Origin of the sequence: Megasphaera massiliensis (assembly GCF_036305205.1) — a bacterium.
Taxonomy (GTDB): Bacteria; Bacillota; Negativicutes; order Veillonellales; family Megasphaeraceae; genus Megasphaera; species Megasphaera massiliensis.
In genome coordinates this window covers 1-19,998 of sequence record NZ_JAXIXE010000017.1, presented here as the reverse complement: position 1 = coordinate 19,998, position 19,998 = coordinate 1, and the positions used below count along the sequence as shown (strand labels likewise).

22 protein-coding genes and 1 tRNA gene are annotated in these 19,998 nt (G+C 45.4%); 17 read left to right on the top strand and 6 right to left on the bottom strand.

Annotated features, from left to right (window positions below; all coding sequences use genetic code 11):
- The first annotated feature begins 27 nt into the window (after window positions 1-27).
- From UCI88_RS03840 to UCI88_RS03830, 3 genes are all read left to right on the top strand, one after another.
- Window positions 28-1,137, top strand: a complete 1,110-nt coding sequence (locus tag UCI88_RS03840) for a L,D-transpeptidase (RefSeq protein WP_230198015.1) — start codon at window positions 28-30, stop codon at window positions 1,135-1,137.
- A 165-nt stretch (window positions 1,138-1,302) separates the two neighbouring features.
- Complete coding sequence (locus UCI88_RS03835; protein ID WP_044503347.1) at window positions 1,303-1,698, top strand: NifB/NifX family molybdenum-iron cluster-binding protein; 396 nt, start codon at window positions 1,303-1,305, stop codon at window positions 1,696-1,698.
- Window positions 1,699-1,725: 27 nt separating this feature from the next.
- The gene (locus UCI88_RS03830) at window positions 1,726-2,007 is read left to right on the top strand and encodes a glutaredoxin family protein (protein WP_044503346.1); all 282 of its coding nucleotides are present in this window, start codon (window positions 1,726-1,728) and stop codon (window positions 2,005-2,007) included.
- Here UCI88_RS03830 and bioA read toward each other — a convergent pair.
- The 4 genes from bioA to UCI88_RS03810 form a co-directional block, all read right to left on the bottom strand.
- The gene (bioA, locus tag UCI88_RS03825) at window positions 2,004-3,350 is read right to left on the bottom strand and encodes an adenosylmethionine--8-amino-7-oxononanoate transaminase (RefSeq protein WP_256179660.1); all 1,347 of its coding nucleotides are present in this window, start codon (window positions 3,348-3,350) and stop codon (window positions 2,004-2,006) included. The two genes, UCI88_RS03830 and bioA, sit on opposite strands and share 4 nt — an antisense overlap.
- Window positions 3,351-3,363: 13 nt before the next feature.
- Window positions 3,364-4,032 (bottom strand): dethiobiotin synthase, encoded by a 669-nt coding sequence (bioD, locus tag UCI88_RS03820; protein WP_256179659.1) that lies wholly within the window; start codon window positions 4,030-4,032, stop codon window positions 3,364-3,366.
- A gap of 17 nt (window positions 4,033-4,049) precedes the next feature.
- Window positions 4,050-4,616, bottom strand: a complete 567-nt coding sequence (locus UCI88_RS03815; RefSeq protein WP_044503343.1) for a biotin transporter BioY — start codon at window positions 4,614-4,616, stop codon at window positions 4,050-4,052.
- A 205-nt stretch (window positions 4,617-4,821) separates the two neighbouring features.
- Window positions 4,822-5,379, bottom strand: coding sequence for a manganese efflux pump MntP (locus UCI88_RS03810; protein WP_256179658.1), 558 nt, complete (start codon window positions 5,377-5,379; stop codon window positions 4,822-4,824).
- 273 nt (window positions 5,380-5,652) lie between these two features.
- On the opposite strand from UCI88_RS03810, the gene UCI88_RS03805 reads away from it, so the two are divergent.
- The 9 genes from UCI88_RS03805 to UCI88_RS03765 all read left to right on the top strand — a co-directional run bounded on the left by UCI88_RS03805 (window position 5,653) and on the right by UCI88_RS03765 (window position 13,709).
- A complete protein-coding gene (locus UCI88_RS03805) occupies window positions 5,653-6,429 on the top strand; it encodes a hypothetical protein (protein WP_044503341.1) in 777 nt (258 codons plus the stop codon).
- A 230-nt stretch (window positions 6,430-6,659) separates the two neighbouring features.
- Window positions 6,660-7,232, top strand: a complete 573-nt coding sequence (locus UCI88_RS03800) for a kinesin (RefSeq protein WP_225068669.1) — start codon at window positions 6,660-6,662, stop codon at window positions 7,230-7,232.
- 222 nt (window positions 7,233-7,454) lie between these two features.
- Window positions 7,455-8,042: a GNAT family N-acetyltransferase gene (locus UCI88_RS03795; RefSeq protein ID WP_256179657.1), complete on the top strand. Its 588-nt coding sequence runs from the start codon at window positions 7,455-7,457 to the stop codon at window positions 8,040-8,042.
- 509 nt (window positions 8,043-8,551) lie between these two features.
- A complete protein-coding gene (locus UCI88_RS03790) occupies window positions 8,552-8,950 on the top strand; it encodes a TerB family tellurite resistance protein (RefSeq protein ID WP_044503339.1) in 399 nt (132 codons plus the stop codon).
- A 23-nt stretch (window positions 8,951-8,973) separates the two neighbouring features.
- Window positions 8,974-10,530 (top strand): hypothetical protein, encoded by a 1,557-nt coding sequence (locus UCI88_RS03785; RefSeq protein WP_044503338.1) that lies wholly within the window; start codon window positions 8,974-8,976, stop codon window positions 10,528-10,530.
- A gap of 17 nt (window positions 10,531-10,547) precedes the next feature.
- Window positions 10,548-11,564, top strand: coding sequence for a hypothetical protein (locus tag UCI88_RS03780; protein ID WP_256179656.1), 1,017 nt, complete (start codon window positions 10,548-10,550; stop codon window positions 11,562-11,564).
- Window positions 11,549-11,872 carry a YkgJ family cysteine cluster protein gene (locus tag UCI88_RS03775; RefSeq protein WP_256179655.1) on the top strand — a complete coding sequence of 108 codons (324 nt, stop codon included), beginning with the start codon at window positions 11,549-11,551 and terminating at the stop codon, window positions 11,870-11,872. Before UCI88_RS03780 ends, UCI88_RS03775 begins: the two co-directional genes overlap by 16 nt.
- Before the next feature lie 330 nt (window positions 11,873-12,202).
- A complete protein-coding gene (locus UCI88_RS03770; protein ID WP_044503336.1) occupies window positions 12,203-12,667 on the top strand; it encodes a NanQ anomerase/TabA/YiaL family protein in 465 nt (154 codons plus the stop codon).
- Window positions 12,668-13,181: 514 nt separating this feature from the next.
- Window positions 13,182-13,709, top strand: a complete 528-nt coding sequence (locus UCI88_RS03765) for a hypothetical protein (RefSeq protein ID WP_256179654.1) — start codon at window positions 13,182-13,184, stop codon at window positions 13,707-13,709.
- Window positions 13,710-13,958: 249 nt separating this feature from the next.
- Here UCI88_RS03765 and UCI88_RS03760 read toward each other — a convergent pair.
- Window positions 13,959-14,034, bottom strand: a tRNA-Thr gene (locus UCI88_RS03760).
- Between the two features lie 347 nt (window positions 14,035-14,381).
- Between UCI88_RS03760 and UCI88_RS03755 the strand changes: the two genes are divergently transcribed.
- From UCI88_RS03755 to UCI88_RS03735, 5 genes are all read left to right on the top strand, one after another.
- On the top strand, window positions 14,382-15,107 hold the full coding sequence (locus UCI88_RS03755) for a FadR/GntR family transcriptional regulator (RefSeq protein WP_256179653.1): 726 nt from the start codon (window positions 14,382-14,384) through the stop codon (window positions 15,105-15,107).
- A 164-nt stretch (window positions 15,108-15,271) separates the two neighbouring features.
- The gene (locus tag UCI88_RS03750; protein ID WP_225068678.1) at window positions 15,272-16,108 is read left to right on the top strand and encodes a transketolase; all 837 of its coding nucleotides are present in this window, start codon (window positions 15,272-15,274) and stop codon (window positions 16,106-16,108) included.
- Window positions 16,105-17,043: a transketolase family protein gene (locus tag UCI88_RS03745; RefSeq protein WP_256180404.1), complete on the top strand. Its 939-nt coding sequence runs from the start codon at window positions 16,105-16,107 to the stop codon at window positions 17,041-17,043. Before UCI88_RS03750 ends, UCI88_RS03745 begins: the two co-directional genes overlap by 4 nt.
- A 20-nt stretch (window positions 17,044-17,063) precedes the next feature.
- The gene (locus UCI88_RS03740) at window positions 17,064-18,443 is read left to right on the top strand and encodes an MFS transporter (protein ID WP_256180403.1); all 1,380 of its coding nucleotides are present in this window, start codon (window positions 17,064-17,066) and stop codon (window positions 18,441-18,443) included.
- 69 nt (window positions 18,444-18,512) lie between these two features.
- Window positions 18,513-19,271 (top strand): SDR family NAD(P)-dependent oxidoreductase, encoded by a 759-nt coding sequence (locus UCI88_RS03735; protein ID WP_256180402.1) that lies wholly within the window; start codon window positions 18,513-18,515, stop codon window positions 19,269-19,271.
- 529 nt (window positions 19,272-19,800) lie between these two features.
- Here UCI88_RS03735 and UCI88_RS03730 read toward each other — a convergent pair.
- Window positions 19,801-19,998 (bottom strand): hypothetical protein (locus UCI88_RS03730; RefSeq protein WP_330024018.1); only part of this gene is annotated, 198 nt, incomplete at its 5' end.

The following is a 19,998-nucleotide window of genomic DNA, read 5'->3' as shown; positions in this document are numbered from 1 at the left end:
CGTTTTACCTGAAAGCGAGGGATTTTTTTGCTGAAGAAAATGGTGGCCTTAACCTGTGCCGTTGCTTTGAGTACAGGCGCGGCCTGGGTACATGCGGAAGAACTCAAAACGGCACCGCCTCCTTTTGCGGTGAAGGTTGAAATAAAACCGGCGGCTGCACCACAGACTTCAAATACGTCTTCGCAGAAGACGGTGACCCAGGCTGCTTCCAAGGCTCAACCGAAGGCCGAAAAGGCTGTTAAAAAATCGACGGAGAAAAAAATCGGCGTCAATATAGCCAGCCGTATACTGACCCTCTATGAAGGCGATACAAAAATCAAAATGTATCCTGTCGGGGTAGGCCGGACGTCGACACCGACGCCGACGGGTTTTTATAAGGTACAAAATAAAGAGGTGAATCCGACCTGGATCGATCCTGACGATACGAGCATCCAAATCGCATCCGGTCCGGATAACCCGATTGGCTATCGCTGGATTGGGTTTCATGGCAATTACGGAATCCACGGGACGAACAATCCCGGTTCTATCGGAGGCTACGTCTCGAATGGCTGCATCCGTATGAAGGAGCCCGACGTGGAAGACCTGTATCAATACGTATCGATCGGGACGCCGGTTACGGTATATTATGACCGCCTGGTCATCGATGTCAGTCCGGAACACGCCGTATCCTACTACGTCTACCCGGACGGCTACGGCTGGCAGGCCTTAAGTGTAGCGCAGGTAAAGAAAGCCCTGGCCGGCTATGGCGTAGAAGACTTTGCTGAATTCAAAGAGATTTCGGATAAAATAAACCGTTCTGACGGCAATGTGACCTACGTTGCCAAAGCCTATGACTTGGTGGTCAATGGAACGAAACTGTCTAAACGAGCTCTTGGCAAAAACGATCAAATCTATTTGCCGTCTGTAGCCGTTGCGACAGCCCTTGACCTGGATTTGCGCTGGAATCCGCAGCAAGGCATTCTGACCAGCCCTTACGGGATTGCGCCCGGCTATGTAAAGAGTGATGTCGTGTATGTAAACGCGGCTAACGCCTATTCTTTATTCCACTTAAATGGCAGTTTAACTCCGGATTACGTCTATAATATGTATTCTGTAAAAGGCGATAAAACACCGACGGTCGTCATTTCCCGCGGCTAATGCAAAAGGCTGTGAAGAGAGGGTGAATCCTTTCTTCACAGCCTTTTGTTTTTGTTGACAAATACTGACATATGTCATATACTTAGGAAAAAGATTGATGACATATGTTGAAAATAGAAATATAAAAAATTCGTCAAGTTATGGCGTATTTAAGGAGAATCTGATATGATGAAGATAGCTGTTACCTATGAACATGGTGATGTATACCAGCATTTCGGCCATTCCTCACAGTTTAAACTGTATGATGTTGAAGATGGGCGCCTGGTCGAAGCTCGCATCGTCGATACGGAAGGTCAAGGCCACGGTGCACTGGTATCCTTTTTAACGTCTCTGGGCGTCACGACGGTCATTGCCGGAGGAATCGGTGACGGTGCCAGAAAGGCCCTGGCCGATGCTTCCATCCAATTGTATGGCGGCGTCTCAGGCAGTGCTGATGAAGCCGTCAAAGCCTTGTTGGCCGGAACCTTGGAGTTTAACCCCAACCCGTCTTGCGGCCATCATGGCCACGAAGGCGGTCACCATGGTCATCATGAAGGCCACCATCATTCTCATGACCTTTGATTGTTTCCCTGAAAGGAGCGGATTATCTTGAAAAATATTACTGCTTTTTACTTACATAGCTGCCCGTACTGTAAAGGTGCTAAAGAAGCCCTTGCTGAATTGATTGAAGAAAATCCGGAATACCGCAAGGTTACCGTTGACTGGTATGAAGAAACGGAAAATCCCGAAGCGGTAAAAGGCCATTCCTACTATTACGTACCGTCCATGTTCATCGGTACCGAAAAACTGTATGAAGCGCAGCCGGGCCAGTCTTACGATGAAATTAAAGCTCACGTCAAAGCGGCCTTAGATGCGGCCCTGACGGCTTAATCGTCACCCAATACGGCGTGAACGGCTTGTGCACAGCGACGGACGGCTTCGTCCATGGTTTCTTTTTCGATGGTCAAGGGCGGATTAAAGTAAAGGATGTCGCCAATAGGGCGCAGGACTAATCCCAAATCCATGGCTTTGCGGAAAATGTGCCAGCCTAAGCGTTTTTCCGGATTGAACGGGCGTTTACTTGCTCTGTCTTCTACTAATTCAATAGCGTTGATCAGGCCAATGTGGCGAATTTCGCCGACATTGTGATGGCTGCCGAGAGCAGCATCTAGCTTTTCATGAAGGTAGATGCTTTTCTCGGCAGCTTTTTTTAGTATGTCGTCTCGCTCCATGATTTTTAGGACGGCCAGAGCGGCACGGCAGGCTAAGGGGTTGCCGGCGTAGGTGTGACTGTGAACGAAGGCCTTATGGGTGTTGAAATCCCCGTAAAAGGCTTGGTAAACGGCGTCGGTCGTAATCGTCAGAGACATGGGCAGATAACCGCCGGTAAGCCCTTTGGATGTACAAAGAATATCGGGGCTGATACCGGCGTGCTCGATGGCAAACATCTTTCCCGTTCGACCAAAGCCGGCGGCGACTTCGTCGTCGATGAGGAGGACGCCGTACTGGTCACAGAGTTTGCGCAGGCGCCGTAAATATTCCGGCGGATAGATACGCATGCCGGCAGCACCTTGGAGAATCGGTTCGACGATGAGGGCAGCTGTTTCCTTACCATAGGCGGCGAAGGCCTTTTCGGCACCGATAAAGCATTCACAATCGCAGTTCTCGCGAGTTTTGCCATAGGGACAGCGATAGCAGTCGAGGCCATCGAAGTGAATGTTATGCATCATCATTGGCTTATACATTTGAGCATAGAGGTCCATGCTGCCTACGGACAAGGCACCAATCGTTTCGCCATGGTAGGATTCGGACAAACACATAAAGCGCTGCCGTTTCGGATGTCCCTTCTGGTACTGGTATTGGAAAGCCATCTTCAAAGCACATTCGACCGACGAGGATCCATTGTCGGTAAAATTGAAATGAGTCAACCCCTTTGGCAGCAAGGGCAGTAGGGTTTGACACAGTTCGATGGCCGGACGATGAGAAAAGTTGGCAAAGATAACGTGTTCCAATTTGTCGAGCTGATCCTTGATGGCGTCGTTGATTTCTTCATTGGCATGGCCTAAGAGATTGCACCACCAGGAACTGATGATATCGATATATTCTTTGCCGTTCGTATCGTATAGGTAGCAGCCCTTACCGTGGTCGATGACGACGGGCGGGAATACTTCGGCATCTTTCATCTGCTGGGCCGGGTGCCAGATATATTTTAAATCGGCTTCAAGTAAATTCATGTAAATGTCCTCCTCATTGGTATAAATGGATCAGCTGGTCGGTATCGGCGTCGATGATTTCGTCGTCATCGGAGACAACGGCTAATACCGGCTTTTGGCTCAATTTTTCAATCATGCGGATATTGTCTTTTTCCATGGGGCTTCCTGTATAATGATTGACGATGAAGCCCTGAACGGGGAGATGCTTTTCTTTCATATAAAAGGCCGTTAAGACGGCTCCGTTAATGGTACCGAGGCCGGCGGGGCAGACGATGAGGGACGGCAGGTTCAGCCAGCGAATGACGTCTTCCAACTGGAAAAAGGCCTGTTCATCGTCGCGAAGGGGACAGATAATGCCGCCGCTCCCTTCGACGGTGACGTAGGGATAACGGGCCGTTACCTTTTGCCAGCCGCGCAGGATGACTTCCTTTTCAATGGGGCGACCTTCCCAGCGGGCGGCTAAGTGAGGCGATACGGCATGGCTGTAGAGGTAGGATAAGAGAAGCTCCGAATCTTCTCCGATGTCGGCCGTTTTATTGACGAAACCGGCGTCACTGTCGGCGACGGTCGGAGCTCCACTGATGGCGGCTTTGTAGTAACCGACGTCGTAGCCGTGTTGACGCAGCGTCTTGACTAAGAGGGCCGTTACATAGGTCTTGCCGATATCCGTACCGGTCCCGGTAATAAATAATCCTTTACTCATGGTGAATTAACTCCTTTCTAACGAGGAAGGCTTCGCTGTATTTGACGGGTCAGAAAGGCCGCGACAATACATAAAAAGATGTCGCCGGGAATGGGTAATAAGAAACAGTAAACGAATAAGGTCCACAAGCTGATGGGGGTTCCCAGGTAGAGGTTGTTTATCATGGTTAAGTAAGCCATGCCGGCGGTGTAAATGACGACCAGGCCGGCAAAGTTAGCTATGAGGAGATCCTTCAAGGACGGGTGGGAGCTTTGGTGAGCCAAATATCCCGTCAATCCGGCTCCGCCAATGAAGCCCAGGAGATAGCCGAAGGTCGGTTGAAAGATGTAAGACGGACCGCCGCCTGACGTAAAGACCGGCAGACCGACTAAGCCTAAGAGAACATAGACGCCGACGGAAGCGGCACCGCGGCGGCCTCCTAAGATGGCCCCGGCCAGGGTAGTGAACAATAATTGCAGGGTAAAGGGACAGAAGGGCACGGGAATTCGGATAAAGGCCCCAATGGCAATCAAGGCTGTAAATAAGGCGAATAGAACCAAGTCCCGCGTAGTACAGCGGCGTGCAGACAAGGCTGATGAAGACATGAAACCACTCCTTTTTGTATAATTGTAAACCTAAATAACTTGTGATTTGGTTCACGATATTTATGATTATACGAGGTCATAACTTTATTGTCAATCATTATTTCAAATACAAAGTTAACAATGAATATATAAAAAAGCACAGCCGTGACGATCACGGCTGTGCTGAGGGGAGCATTTTTACATCTGGCCTGTAAAAATACCGCCTTTATAGAATGCCTAATCCTTGGAGGAGAATCTTTAACCCAATAAGGATGAGAACGATGCCGCCGACAAGTTCGGCTTTGCTCTTATAGTGGTTCCCAAATAATCCGCCGGCCCTTATGCCAATGGCAGAGAGCAGAAAGGTCGTGACCCCGATGATTGTAACCGAGGGAATCACCCGTATATTCATGAAGGCGAAGGTGACGCCGACGGCTAAGGCATCGATACTCGTTGCAATGGCCAGCATCAGCATAGTATAGGGTTGGAGGGACGGGTTGCAGCTGCCACTCGCTTCACGAGACTCTTTAATCATATTAAGACCGATTGCGCTCAGGAGAATGAAGGTAACCCAATGGTCGTAGGCGTCGATTAATTCAATAAAAAAGCTGCCCAAAATATAGCCGATGGAGGGCATCAATGCCTGAAATCCACCAAACCATAAACCGACAATAATCATATGATGCCATTTGACGTTGCGAAGGGATAAGCCCTTACAGATGGATACAGCAAAAGCATCCATCGACAAGCCGATGGCTATTAAGATCAAATCCAGTATATTCATTAATTGCTCCTCTTTCGTTCCTGACTACAAGATAGACTGCAATTTATTTATTATAAAAGATGAGCCCCTTTATGTCAATGAAAAGCTGACCAATTAAGTATAATTTTAATGGAGGGATGTTGTAAACATCCTTGCCGTTGTTTACGAAGTTTGAACGCCGGGAATGGAGGTGTTTCGTAAACAAGAATAAACAGGCGTGGGAACTATTGTTTTCCTCTAGGAAGAAGCGTATAATAAGGGGCTGCAAGAAGTCAACAAAGGGAGCGATTTAGCATGAAAAAAATAGCAAAAAACATGGTTCTGTGTGCGCTGATGACGATGAGTTTATCAGCCGTTTGTGCTGCCGAAGAGGCGGCTGTTCCAACGGCCGAACCGCAGGTGACCGTCGCTTCGACAACCCAGGCTCAGCCGAATCAGACTGTCGCCGATTGGCTGGCACCGGCTGCCGGAGACTGGTATAATACCAAGGGCGATTTAGTACTGACTGTCGAAGGCGCCGCCATCAACGGATCTGCCGTTACTGATATCGAAGACTACACCGACGGCTATCCTCGTAAAGGGAAGTTTACCATTCGTGAACAGGCCGGGGATCGGGTCATGAGCCTGGACTTGATGGGTCATAAGTCTCACCAATACCTCATCATGGACAACACGACGCCCCTGCGGCGATCTATCCATGGCGATCACTATGAATCCATTGGCGGCGTTTACTTGGGGATGACCCAATCCGACTTGGAAGGTGCTTACGGACAGGCTGACAGCACTGTCCCTGATCAGGATACGTCACGCCTTATCTTCGGCAGTCACCATATGGACGTTTACCTTCGAGCCGGCATCGTCATTGGCGTACGGATTTACGACGGCAGTGATTTGAAATTCGAGCAGTCGGGACTGGGGGCTGCAGATACGGCGGCGGCCTATGCCAAGGCGTATGGCTGGGAATCGACGCCGACGGTTCCGACCGATGGGGCTTCCATTTCGCGGGCTTACAAACTTCCTCAAGGTGAATATCTGCGGTTTGGCCAAAATTTTGTACAGCTTTCCATTTAAGAACGTTTACCTTTAGCGCGGTGGAATGCGGTCACCCCTTGCAGAATCTCCTCATTTAGGACAAATTTGCTTGTGAGAGTTGCATTATTTAATGAGATGGTGTAAACTAAAAGAAAGGAATTTAGATGCGTTTTCATTGTGCTGATTGGCATGGTTGAGCCCTTTATTTCTTAAAATCATGAGCTTGGTAAATCGAAAATGACTGTAGTAAATGCGAGGAGAGAAGATACGTGATTACAACAAAGGATTTAATGGACCGCTACAATATCAAGACCCGTCAGGGCATCATCCAGTTCGTCAAGAAACATTTAGACGAAATTAACCACGATGGGGAAGAACATGCTACGATACAGAAGGGCGAATGGTCTTTTGATACCGAAGCCGTTCGCGTTTTAGACCAATTGCGCGGACTTCACGACCAGGCGACGATTACGGAATTGGAAAGCGAAAAAGTGTCCAATGCCCAACAGGAGTCGCACAACCTGCGTATTCTACTGTTGAAAACCCAGCAGGATCTCAATACGGCCCAGCAGCAGGTCATCAGCCTGCAGCAAAATCTCATTGCCAAGCAGCATGAATTGTCGGAAGTGAAAGTCAAGGCCTTAGAGGGGCAGCAAAATAAAGATCAGGCAGAAGCGCTTCAGGGAGAAGTAGACCGACTGAAAAAAGAAGGTCAGGCCATTGAAGAAGAGCAAAAACAGCTTCAGGAAAAACTGTCTTCCGTTGAGGCAGAACGCGACAGACTGCGTCAGGAGCTGACGGAAACCAATAACCGACCGTGGTGGAAGAAGCTTTTTGCGTAGTATCGATGTATGTCGAATTGATCAGGAGCCGTTTGACAGGCAGGATATCTGCACTGTCAGATGGCTCCTATTTTATTCCTTACTGCGGCGGCCGGCGATTCAGACTGTTTATGGACGGGCGATTCCGATTGTGCTATACTCTGTTTTATCGATTTCCAAAGGACAGATGTCCTTTTAAAGAATCTGTTTTTGAGGCTAAGGGAAATAAAAGAAGTGAAAGGAATGATGGTTAAGATGAGTCAGGAAGTAAGGATTCGTACTGCCCGGAAAGAAGATGCAGCGGACCTGGAACGGATTTACGCCTATTATGTAAACCAGACGGCCATTACCTTTGAATATCGGGCTCCGGATGCCCAGGAAATGGAACGTCGGCGAAAAACGATCCTTGCCCGGTATCCGTACTTAGTGGCAGAAAAAGACGGCAAGGTAGTCGGTTATGCCTATGCCCATGAATTTTATGGTCGGGAAGCCTACGCCTGGTCTGTCGAATCGACGATTTACATCGATAAAGATGCTCGTCGGTTGGGAATCGGACGTATTCTTTACGAAGCTTTGGAACAGACCCTGAAAGCCATGGGCATTTTGAATATCAATACCTGCATCGCCATTGCAAAGGATCCGGAAGACCCATATTTGACCAATGGCAGCTTTTCTTTTCACCAGGGCTTAGGCTATGATAAGATTGCCCACTTTCATCACAGCGGCTATAAATTCGGCCGGTGGTACGACGTCATTTGGATGGAAAAAATGATCGGGGACCACGGGGACAACCCGACACCGATTATCCCCTTTGATGCGGAGAAATGGTAAACGCTTTCTACTTGAGATGGCGTTGCTATAGTTTTGGCGCGAAAAAATTAGTACTGCTTTTAGCGCCGGGAATTTGATTTATTTATCGACAAGAAAAATACGACATCGCCTTTCCTAGCTATGGGGAGGTGATTTTTGTTTACCTGTTTCGTGACAGAAACCGTTACTACAGGATATTTTTGCGCCAAGGCTTCCTTACGACGAAATTTTTCGCCTATAGACGGTTATTGGCGAGAGTGGCTCATCGACTTGGCCTTTTTTGCTCGTGTAAATCTGTTTACATACATCGATTCCTTCGCGAGATACAATGCCTCGTCTTTTCCAGCGGCGATGTTGGGGGTTAACCTGATTTCTGATATAATATAAGATAAATAGAATTTACTTTTCAGTCTGTTTTTTATATCGCCTGTCCGCCGTTATTGGGACGTCAGGTATTTCTTTTGGTTCTTTCAATGAAAGCATTATGATCTTATGTTCTTTATGAGGATTATCAAAAGGAGGAAGCGACCATGTTTTTGGGACAATTCAGCAAGGAAGAACAGGCAATCTTTTTGAATTTGGCATATACGATGATGTATGCCGACCATGAAGTCAAAGACGACGAAAGAGAAAAATTTCAGTTGTATCAAACGGAAGTAGAAGCGGATATCACCAAGGCCGAAGTCGTCGACTTTGTGGCGGAACTTGCAAAATTTCAGAATCTCGATATAACGAAAAAGAAGATGCTCCTGTTTGAACTGCTGGGCATTGCCTTTGCCGACTCAGAATACGCCGAAGATGAACGAGTTTTGATGGAACAGGCCGCTGCCTTTTTATCGGTTTCACCTGTCGATATGGAGCGGATGATGACTTTGGTACAGGATCTGGCGCATATCTATCAGGAAGTAAATGAGGTCATTATGCGCTAGCTGTAACGGACAGAGGTAGACGTATGCAGAAGAAAAAGAAGTCCAAAGAAGACAAATCAACTAAAAAATTGAAGATAGATACGGCCATTTCAGGGATTACCAATGCGGGAATGGCTGAGGATATCCTCCTCCATGGCGCTGCCGGCAAGGAACATATGGTAGCTTATGAGGGCATTGATCATGAAACAGGAATAACCCTTAAACGAAGTTTAAAGGATATTTCTAAGAGTAAGGTCAATCCGCAGTATAAGGAACAGAATCTCAAGCAGCAGGCCGGATTTTCCGCAGAGGTAAAGGAGACGGCTCGGGAAAATGCCAATCGAATCCTCAAGAAAGATGGGACACGAAAGGTGCGGACCGACGATGCCGGTCGTGTAAATGATCCTTTGTATGACCATGTAGAGGTGGATGCAAAGGGAAATATAATACCCGGGTCGGGTTCGCAGATGAAGATTGTCGGAAAGAATCCGGAAGAATGCTTGGATAAACTGATGTCCAAGAAATTTAAAAAATATCGTGATGCTAATAAACGCATTGATATCCAGTCCGACTTCTACGATGGAGTCTGTCAGAAAATCGATACTCGCATTGACAATCTGAAGAAACAAGCAGAAGGTGCAAGACGTCAAGGGAAAACAGATATTGCCCAAAAGAAACAGGATCAAATTGCTGAATTGAAGAGACTCCGGAAAAATTTGAGAAAATCACATGTCTCTCAGGCAGAAGCGATGGAGGCGAGATGTAATCCGCTCCTGTCTACGGCCAAGGATATTCATCTCCTGAGCCATAAGGCCGGCCTTCAGGGGGCTGAGGCGGGTGCCCGTATCGGCGGTATCATCAGCGGACTTCAGAATGCTGTCTGTGTCTTGCGCGGGCAAAAGCGACCATCGGAAGCCTTGAAAGATACGGCTTTGACGACCGGGAAGGCCGCTGTTGGCGGTTACGTGACTTCCTATGGAAGTACGGCGGCCATTGCCGTCATGCGCAATGCCAGTCAATCCTTTATCCGGACCTTGTCGAAAACGAATTTACCGACCCAGGTTGTTTCAACGGCGGTCACTTCGGCCGATACGATCTGGCAATGGATGAACGGCAAGATTACGGGAACGGAATGTCTCCAAGAGATGGGGAAAAATGGCTTTGCCATTTCATCCTCGGCTGCCTATGCGACGGCAGGTAAAATTTTATTTCTCGGTTCAAATGCTGGCCTACTCGTCGGCGGCATGATCGGCTATTCCTTAGCCAGTGCTTGCTATGGGGAGTTGATGGCGGCCTTGAAAGAAGCCAAACTTGCCAGGGAAGAACGAATCCGGATAGAGCGTGAATGTGAGGAAGCGATTGCAGCCATACGACAATACCGCCAAGAAATCAACGAAATTGCCGATAGACACCTTGCGGAATATAGACATACCTTTGATGCGGCCTTTGCCGATATGAAGATGTCCATGGGAATCGGAGATATCGATGGCTTTATGGCCGGAGCCAATACGATTACGCGTAAATTTGGCGGAGAAACGAAATTTGATTCATTTGAAGAATTTGACAGGTTGATGAACAATCCGGAACCCTTTAAATTTTGATGAAGGAGGAACTGACTATGCCTATCCCCGTTTTAATTGGTCTTGGACTTGGTGTGGCTGCCGGCGTTACCGGCGTTGTAAAGGCCGTTGGTGCCAAACAGAAGAATGATCAAGCGCAGGATGTAAACGAGAAAGCCCGGAAGATTTACGACGATGCCAAAGGGGCTGCCGATAGAGCTCGTCGGACGGCGAACGAATCCGTTACCATATTAGGCAAAGAACGCGCGGATACCTTAACGAATGAGTGTTCCGAATTTAGGGATACGTTCAATAAGATACATCATATAGAAGATTCTTTTTCCGTCGATTTTGGTGGGCAGCTGGAATGGAATGAAGAAGCGTATGTTGAAATGAAAAAATTGGAAACCATTGCATTTTCTATGGCATCCGGAGCCCTCAAAGGTTCGGCGGCGGGGGCATTAACGGCCTTTGGTGCCTATGGCGGCGTCATGTCTTTTGGTGCGGCGTCTACGGGGACGGCCATTGCCAGCTTAAGCGGAGCAGCTGCCACCAATGCGACCTTAGCTTTCTTAGGCGGTGGGACACTGGCTGCCGGCGGTCTCGGAATTGCCGGTGGAACCATGGTCTTAGGCGGCCTTGTGGCAGGTCCGGCCTTGGCCGTTTTAGGCTTTACGTTAAGTTCCAAGGCGTCGGCTAACTTAGATAATGCTCGCAGCAATTTGGCCAAGGCTCGTGAAATTGCTGAAGAGTTGGCGGTTTTAAGAGATGGCTGTTATAAGATCCGCGATGTGGCTCAGATGTATACGGACATGATCCATAAGTTAAGGCCTCTCTTATCGTCTTTGACGGAGGAGATGGACTGGGGAATCCGAGAATACGGAACCGATTATCGGAGCTATCCGGCGGATGTCAAACAAACCGTTGCCGCCGGTATGGCGACTTTCCAAGCGATTGTACCGATTGTCCGGACGGCCATAATTACTAAAGACGGAGCCGTCGATGAGAGGGCTTTGCGGATTATCGACGGAGCGAAGGCCAAATTACCGGAATTAAGGTCATGGCAGCCAGCATGAATTTTCCCTGCATCCGGTGCGGCGAATGCTGCCGCCATGCCGGAGAAGTTCCCCAATTAGCTCCGAGAACAGATGCCGACGGCGCCTGCCTGTATCTCGATAAAAGAACGAATCGCTGCACCCTTTATGCGACGAGGCCGAAGGTGTGTAACGTTTCGTATATGTATCAACACTACTTTAAAGATCAAATGACGGAAAGCGAATTCATCCAAAAGAATCTGCAAGTTTGCTGTCTGTTAAACAAGGTTGCCGGAAAAATCGACAATGTTGAAAAAATAGAAAAAATCTTGGAGGCATATGATCCATAACCGATTTCTCGGTGGATGGTGCGGCAGAACGGTTCTCGAATTCTATCATGACCTTGTAAGGCTGGATTTTATTATCATAACGAAGAAACTCGTAAGCTTCTCAAATATCAAAATAGAGCAGACAGCCTCGTCTGCTCTATTTTTTATGCGACGGATCTGATTCTATATTGATAGGAAGCTAAAATCTATGTATACTAGGGTTCAAAGGAAGTATCGAAATGAAATACCTGGGGTACTTTGTTTTTTTGTTAAAGGGGTTCATGCGATGGAACGTCGCAGCTTATAAATGAATCAAGTATGTATCTTAATTATTCATGGGAGGGGTATGTTATGATTTTTTCATCTCTTTATGCCAACAACCGAAGTATCGTCTTTCCGAGTGCCATTGAAGACGCACTGGAGTATTTAAAAAGCCATGATTTTACAACCATGGAACCGGGTGTTTATGAAATTAAAGGAAAAGATATCTATGCACAAGTCTTTGATACAGAAACGAAGCCCGCTGAAAAACAGCGTCCGGAAGTGCATGAAAAATACATCGACGTTCAATTCTTGGCTTCCGGGAAAGAAAAACTCGGTTTTACACCGGATACCGGAAACTATGAAGTGGCAGAACGAGATGATGAACGCGATTTAATTTTCTATAAAGAAGTCGAAAATGAAGGTTTCGTCGAAGCTAGACCTGGCTGTTTCAGTATCTTCTTCCCAGAAGATGTCCACCGCCCTGCCTGTGCATCGGGAGAATCGATGACCGTTCGAAAAGTAGTCGTAAAAGTCAGCGTGGACTTACTGTAAGAGAATAGGAACGTCTCGTAATTTGCCGAATACACGATTTGCAACATGGTGTGACAATCCCTATAGGCCGTCATAGCGCCCAAAGAGTTGATCGTTATTTCCGAGTAACCTGAAAAGATTGCTCGGAATTTTTTTTTGATTCGTCGGCGTCGGAGGTAGGGCCGTGAAACCATCATCTGATTGCTATGCGTGGACATGCCAAGGGTAAGGTGAAAGATACGCTCGTTATGAATACGTACATTTTTTGTATAGGGAATATGGCTCCGCCGTTTTGATGCGTCCCTGGAGGTGGAGCCTCATCGAACCTATCGAAATGATATTTTTGGTATTTGATATGAAAGAATCGAAAATGCTGATAAATGATAATATAAATGATATAATGAAGGAGAATATCGAATAAGCCCCCATGTTGTCGTCGATGGATTTTATCCCTGCACCCTTTTGGGGGGATGCAGGAACGGGTGCTATGGTAGGAACCCAGCTAGGTATGTTACATCGTAGAAAGGAGAACACCATGGATGACATCAAAGCTATTGAACGGTATTTAATTGGCAGGTATGTGCAGGAGAAGGAGGTAAATCTTGCCGAGGTCCCCAGTCGGCGTGATGCACTTTTGTACCTTGCCCTGCGGGAAGAATTGGCTGTTATGAACCGGCCGCTGTACCAAACTGTAATCCTAGCCGGAGCTGATGGTCCGGCCTTTCCGGAAATTCCGACCAGAACACAGGATGAGGCGCAAGAACTGATTTTAGACTGCCTCTCCGGCATGCGAGCTGTCTATATGGGCGGCCTGTTTCCAGACGTGTCTCCGGAGAGCATGAACCGGATTCAAAACGTTGTTATAACCTATAAGAATGTCCCCGACGCAGAACTGCGGGAGATGGTCAAAAATCAGATCTCGTGGCAACAGGCCAGAAAATCAGGGCAGCCATACGACCTCGAGGATATTCGAAAGGATGCCCGAAAGATTCGTCCTTACGACAATGCCTGGAATCTGTATTACGACGAAACATACCCCGGAATGGAAGACTGCGATGAGTGATGTTATAGGAACTTTTTGACGAGAGAGTTTCACTTAAAGCGATGAATGTTTTGATGTACAAAAAAAGCCCGTTCCGGGCTTTTTTTGTGATGACAACGGGAGTCACTAAGACGACCTACTGCCCTGCGGAGGACATGAAAAGGATAATACCCCGTCGTGCAACAATTATTTTTAGGGGAGATGGAGTATGATTATTTAGCATAAAAAAATAACCTTGCTATTGAGAATAGCAAGGTTATAATTAAGTGTTGGAGCCACTAATAGGATTCGAACCTACGACCCTCTCATTACGAATGAGATGCTCTGCCAGCTGAGCTATAGTGGCAAGTACTCTTATATTATAGTCATGTGCCTACCTGTTGTCAACACTTTTTTTCTTACAGCGTGATATTTTTTTCTGAAGGGGTGCGAAGTTGATTTCCTTGGGATGAGGCATTGCGTTAAAAACTATGCTTTTTTTGCCATTATCCTCGGCTGTTAGATGTATAAAACGACATATGGCTATTTCGTGAAATATGACACATTGTCTAATTTATAGGAAATATAGTATAATAAAGCAAAAAAATATGTGTAGAACAACTGACCTTTAATCATGATTTTCTTTTGAGAAGTAGGGCCTTTTATTTTGTTTGATTGATTGAACGATGAAATTGTTTATAGGAGCTGTTTATTATGGTGGAAGAAACGCAAAAGTATTTAAAACCAATCAATACTAAGTCTGTCGTACAGCAAGTTGTTGACCGATTGACTCAGGCTTTAATTAATAAGGAATTGCTGCCTGGAGATAAAATTCCGACAGAGAAGGAACTGGCATCCACGTTTGGCGCTGCTAGAAATTCTGTGCGGGAAGCCATTAAGATTCTTATTTCATTTGGTGTTTTAGAAATCAGAAGGCCGGAAGGTACTTTTGTGACTAATGGATTTACCGATGGGATGATCGATCCCTTGTTATATGGAATTATTTTGGATGATGCAGACTCTATGGATTCTTTGATGGAATTGCGTGAGTGGAATGATTTTGGCATGCTGCGGTTGGCGATTGAGAAAGCGACACCTGCAGATATTAAATTACTGGAAGATCGTTTGGAAAATTTAAGAAAGCAATTATCTAAAAACGATTTTGAGGGAGTTATATCAGCAGATGATGCATTTCATGAAACTTTGGCACTTATTACACACAACTCGCTGTTCGGAAAAATCTGCCATGTAACAAGGCTTTTGACTACTTCACTGCGGTACAAGACGCTTACACATATGTTGCGGTCTAAGCAAGGAGCAGAAGAAGTATATAGGACACATGTTGAAATGCTGAATGCTATTAAAAATAAAGATATTCACAATGCGGAGGGTATTGTCCGGAAAAGCTATTTTTATGATGAAGGCGCCTTAGATGGCTAGTTTTTATCGCATATCGGCAGTGTCATGGAGACTTTTTGATGTTTTCTAAAATTGAATAATTGTATTGACAAATTGTAATCTCGATGGTATTATTACAGCATAACAAAGGTCCTACGTTGATCATTGGACGAAAGTATCAGGAATTTAATAAGAGGTGATTTAGTATGAAAAACACAAGTATCAAAGAATTGGAAAATATTGCTTCTGATTTGAGGAAAAAAGCAATTACCATGATTTATGAAGCACAATCGGGACATCCGGGAGGCGCCTTATCTGTAGCGGATTATGTAGCTGCTTGCTATTTTCGCGAAATGAATATCGATCCGAAAAATCCGCAGTGGCCGGATCGAGATCGTTTTGTCTTGTCTAAGGGCCATGTTTGCCCCATCCAATATGCGGCTCTCGGTACATTAGGATATTTTCCGGAGAGTGATTTGCATACCTTACGTAAAGAAGGTTCTAAATTACAAGGTCATCCTGATATGAAAAAATGCCCCGGCATCGATATTTCTACAGGATCTCTTGGGCAAGGACTGGCTTGTGCAGTCGGAATGGCCATTGCCGGCAAGAATGATAATAAAGACTATCGGGTTTTTGTTGCAGTCGGCGATGGGGAATGCCAAGAAGGGGAAATTTGGGAAGCCTGCCAAACTGCCAATAAGTATGAATTAGATAATTTGATTGTATTTATTGATAATAATAACCTTCAAATCGATGGAACAACGGATGAAGTCATGCCTAATATCGACCTTGGAAAAAAATTTGAATCTTTTGGGTTTGATGTATATGAAATTGATGGTAATAACATGGAACAAATTGTTCATACGTTGGATATCATACGCATGAGAAAAAATAAAAAACCACATTGTATTTTTGCCCATACGGTTAAAGGGAAGGGTGTCTCGTATATGGAAAATAGCTGTAAGTGGCATGGTGTGGCACCGAATGATACCGAATATAGACAGGCGATGGATGAATTAGAAGGAGGTATGAAATCATGATGGAAATGACAAGAAAAGCAACGAGAGAAGGATTTGGCGAAGAAATTCTGGCCCTGGGTAAACAGAACCAAGATATCTATGTTGTAGACGCAGATATTGCGAAGTCTTGCAAATCTACAGCTTTCGGTACGGCGTATCCTAAACAGCACATTAATGTCGGGATTGCGGAGCAGAATGCAGCTGGTGTTGCAGCGGGACTGGCGACGACCGGTAAGACTCCTTTTGTTGTGACGTATGCAGTCTTTGGATCTTTAAGAATGTGTGAAATGATACGGCAGGAGATTTGCTATCCAAACTTAAATGTTAAAATTGCCTGCTCGCATGGTGGGGTAACACCGGCTAATGATGGTGCAAGTCATCAGGCTATTGAGGATATGGGGGTATTGCGGACAATCCCGAATATGACGGTTATAATGCCGGCAGACTATGTTTCCGCAAAGAAACTGACTGCGGCTGCCGCAGATATGTATGGTCCTTGCTATATTCGATTTACCCGTGATGCGATACCGGTTATTTATGATGAGAGCGCAGAGTTTAAAATTGGCAAAGCTCATTTAGTTAAAGATGGCAGCGATGTTGCGATTATTGCCAATGGCGATACGGTACATCTTGCGATCCAAGCAGCTGAAGCATTGGCTGGAGAAGGGATTAGCGTGAAAGTTCTGGATATGCATACAATAAAGCCCCTTGATGTAGAGGCTGTAAGCGACTGCATAGAAAATATCGGAAAAATTATCACCGTAGAAGACCATAATATTCTTAACGGATTAGGAAGTGCCGTTTGTGAAGTGGCGGCAGAAATGGGGAAAGGACAGGTTAAACGAATCGGTATCCGTGATAAATTTGGAGAATCTGCACCGTATGAACGGCTGTTAGCTAAAAACGGCATTACCGTTGAAAATCTTGTGGCAACGGCTAAAAGCTTTGATCTTTGATGCTTTTTAAAGGAGTTATTATGGATACTAGCGCGATTGAAAGACGTACCGTAAAGAAAGTAACAAGACGACTCATTCCCTTTTTGTTTCTATGTTTTGCTATTTCAATTCTTGATCGGGTAAATATCGGGTTTGCTGCCTTACAGATGAATGCTGATTTGGGCTTTTCCAGCGCTGTTTTTGGATTTGGAGCAGGAATCTTTTTCTTGGGATATTTTTTATTAGAAGTTCCGGGCGGAGCCTTAATGACCAAGGTAGGCGCTCGGGCTTGGATTTCTCGAATTATGGTTTCCTGGGGGCTCGTATCTTGTTTGACCGCTTTTGTTACGACCGATATCCAGTTTTATGTTGTCCGTTTTGCTTTAGGGGTTTGTGAAGCCAGCTTTTTCCCGTGTATGGCTTGGTATTTAAGTAATTGGTTCCAGACTAAACATCATGCGAAAGCCATTGCAGGTTTTATGATTGCCATTCCTTGTGCGAGTGCTTTCGGCTCACCTATTTCAACCTATTTACTGCAAGTAAACCTGTGGGGACTGCATGGCTGGCAATCGCTGTTTATTCTAGAGGCAATTCCTTCGTTGATTTTAGGGATCATTGTCTACTTTTTCTTGGATGATAAAATCGAAGATGCGAGTTGGTTAGAGTCCGATGAAAAAGAATGGCTTATTGGTGTTGTTTCTGAAGAACAAAAGTTAAAAGCGTCGAAAAAGTCAATGACCTTTTTAGCCGCTTTAAAAGAACGAGATGTCTTAGTCTTGTCAGTCGGTTATTTTAGCTGGATGTGCGGCTATTATGGAATTGTAATGTTCTTGCCAACTCTGGTAACCGAGATGTCAAAGTCTCTTAGCATGACTGTCATTGGCTGGGTAATTGGTGTGATGTACTTATTTGCAGCCATAATTATGTATTTAAATGGGTTGCATTCGGATAAAACTAATGAACGGCGCTATCATGTGGCGGTTTGCTTGGTGGTATCAGCGATAGGGATGGTTGGAAGTCTGTACGCAGCACAGGTAAATGTTGTCTTGGGATTATTAGTATATGCTGTTGCCTTGGCTGGAGCATATGGGGCATATTCGCCGTTTTGGGCCATTCCGCCGGCATACTTATCTGGACCGGCTGCAGCGGCTGGAATTGCCTTTATTAACAGTGTGGGGAACTTGGGTGGATTTATGGGCCCTTATGTAATGGGCTATATTAGTACCGTTACCGGGGTGTTTAACGCTGGTATGTTGTTCTTGGCTGCATGTATGGTTGTCAGTGCTGTTGTTATTACTGTTTTTGTTAAACAAACCGGAAAAGCGTTGCGTGAGGTTGAAAATGGTCACAATCAGGACGTGAAGCAAGCTGAACCCGTTTTGCACAACAATGAACAAGGAATATCAACTACGTACCATTAAGGTGTTGTAATAAAATGTTGTATGAGATGCTTTTGCATAAAAGAGTCATGTATTGAGGAGGGTATTATTATGTTAGATTTTACAGATCAAGTGATTGTTGTTACTGGAGCCGGATCTCCCAAAGGAATCGGAAGAGTTATTGCAAAAACATTTGCAAAGCAAGGCGGCACCGTGATTATTGCTGATATTAACCAGAGTGGGGTTGACGAAACCGTTCAAATTATTCAGGATGAAGGCGGAAAAGCTGAAGGAATTTTACTCGACGTGACGAGTAAGGAATCGGTTGAAAACATGGTTGCTCGAGTTATGCAAAGATACGGGCGGATAGATGTCCTCATTAATAATGCCGGTATCTCTCAGAAGGTTACTGTAGCTGAAATGACGTTAGATGATATGAAGCGGATTTTTAATGTCAATATGTTTGGCCTTTTCCTGTGCACTCAAGCTTGCATGAAACCTATGATTTCGGCCGGTTATGGTCGCATTGTAAATCTTTCTTCTGTTTCGGCTAAGCGGGGCGGTGGAATTTTTGGGGGCGCCCACTATTCGGCATCTAAAGCAGGGGTATTAGCTTTTTCTAAAAACTTGTCTCGTGAGATTTGCAAATATGGGATTACTATCAATTGTGTTTGCCCCGGCCTCATTAATACTGAAATCTGGAAATCTTTGCCCCAGGAACAGGCGCAGAAAATCATTGATGGCATTCCTGTAGGGCGCCCGGGAGAAACTCAAGAAGTGGCTGATACCATCGTATTCTTGGCATCTAAGGAAGCCTCCTATATTACTGGTGAAGAAATCGATATCAATGGCGGCCAGCATATGGATTAGTTAATATACAGCGTTTATTGTCTAAGGTCGACTTTCGATATAGTTTTTAGAGGCAGTGAATTTTTTATCTAAAAGAATCTTGCTATTCAGCAGAACAGGATTCTAATTTGGGATTGAGAATACTAACATGCTCTAAATCTAAGACCCTCTCATTACGAATGAGAGGGTCTTCTTGCGGAATGATTGGGGCAACTACTTCATATTATAGGTATGAGCTACGCAGTTGGTGCCTTTTTTCTCATAGCGTGATATTGGGGCTGATGTGAACGGTATGATTCCTTCAGAAATTGGCGTGACGTTTATATTTATGTATTATACAGTTACTTATAAAGATACGGTGCATCTTTTATGCTTTGCCGATAGCTCTCGATAGAAGGAGGCGTTGTTTTAAAGGGTGTTATGGAAAACGACGTTTTCTTTTTACTGGCACCGTATATGGTTGTATTAGGAACGAATCAAGTGAAACGTTTAAATTTTACAAAATGTATTGACAAGCTCCTTTGAGTTTGGTAAGATAAATAAGTCGCCGCTACGGCGACACGATGACCTTTGAAAACTGAACAATGATTGAATGAACGCCAGTAAATGAATCTTTAGATTTGTTTATGCCGAGTTTTACTCGGGAGTGCAGGTCATTTTCGTAAGAAAATAACCGAATCAATTCAAACGTCCGGCTTTGCCGGACACCAAAAACAATAAGTTGAGCTAGTAAGCTCTTCCATACTAT

What these genes read in the sequence shown, in the direction of transcription:
- UCI88_RS03740 (WP_256180403.1), top strand. Translation starts at nt 17,064, where the DNA reads ATGGATACTAGCGCGATTGAAAGACGTACCGTAAAGAAAGTAACAAGA.
- UCI88_RS03750 (WP_225068678.1), top strand. Translation starts at nt 15,272, where the DNA reads ATGAAAAACACAAGTATCAAAGAATTGGAAAATATTGCTTCTGATTTG.
- UCI88_RS03745 (WP_256180404.1), top strand. Translation starts at nt 16,105, where the DNA reads ATGATGGAAATGACAAGAAAAGCAACGAGAGAAGGATTTGGCGAAGAA.
- UCI88_RS03775 (WP_256179655.1), top strand. Translation starts at nt 11,549, where the DNA reads ATGGCAGCCAGCATGAATTTTCCCTGCATCCGGTGCGGCGAATGCTGC.
- UCI88_RS03835 (WP_044503347.1), top strand. Translation starts at nt 1,303, where the DNA reads ATGATGAAGATAGCTGTTACCTATGAACATGGTGATGTATACCAGCAT.
- UCI88_RS03735 (WP_256180402.1), top strand. Translation starts at nt 18,513, where the DNA reads ATGTTAGATTTTACAGATCAAGTGATTGTTGTTACTGGAGCCGGATCT.
- UCI88_RS03780 (WP_256179656.1), top strand. Translation starts at nt 10,548, where the DNA reads ATGCCTATCCCCGTTTTAATTGGTCTTGGACTTGGTGTGGCTGCCGGC.
- UCI88_RS03785 (WP_044503338.1), top strand. Translation starts at nt 8,974, where the DNA reads ATGCAGAAGAAAAAGAAGTCCAAAGAAGACAAATCAACTAAAAAATTG.
- UCI88_RS03805 (WP_044503341.1), top strand. Translation starts at nt 5,653, where the DNA reads ATGAAAAAAATAGCAAAAAACATGGTTCTGTGTGCGCTGATGACGATG.
- UCI88_RS03755 (WP_256179653.1), top strand. Translation starts at nt 14,382, where the DNA reads ATGGTGGAAGAAACGCAAAAGTATTTAAAACCAATCAATACTAAGTCT.
- UCI88_RS03770 (WP_044503336.1), top strand. Translation starts at nt 12,203, where the DNA reads ATGATTTTTTCATCTCTTTATGCCAACAACCGAAGTATCGTCTTTCCG.
- bioA (WP_256179660.1), bottom strand. Translation starts at nt 3,350, where the DNA reads ATGAATTTACTTGAAGCCGATTTAAAATATATCTGGCACCCGGCCCAG.
- UCI88_RS03810 (WP_256179658.1), bottom strand. Translation starts at nt 5,379, where the DNA reads ATGAATATACTGGATTTGATCTTAATAGCCATCGGCTTGTCGATGGAT.
- bioD (WP_256179659.1), bottom strand. Translation starts at nt 4,032, where the DNA reads ATGAGTAAAGGATTATTTATTACCGGGACCGGTACGGATATCGGCAAG.
- UCI88_RS03790 (WP_044503339.1), top strand. Translation starts at nt 8,552, where the DNA reads ATGTTTTTGGGACAATTCAGCAAGGAAGAACAGGCAATCTTTTTGAAT.
- UCI88_RS03765 (WP_256179654.1), top strand. Translation starts at nt 13,182, where the DNA reads ATGGATGACATCAAAGCTATTGAACGGTATTTAATTGGCAGGTATGTG.
- UCI88_RS03815 (WP_044503343.1), bottom strand. Translation starts at nt 4,616, where the DNA reads ATGTCTTCATCAGCCTTGTCTGCACGCCGCTGTACTACGCGGGACTTG.
- UCI88_RS03795 (WP_256179657.1), top strand. Translation starts at nt 7,455, where the DNA reads ATGATGGTTAAGATGAGTCAGGAAGTAAGGATTCGTACTGCCCGGAAA.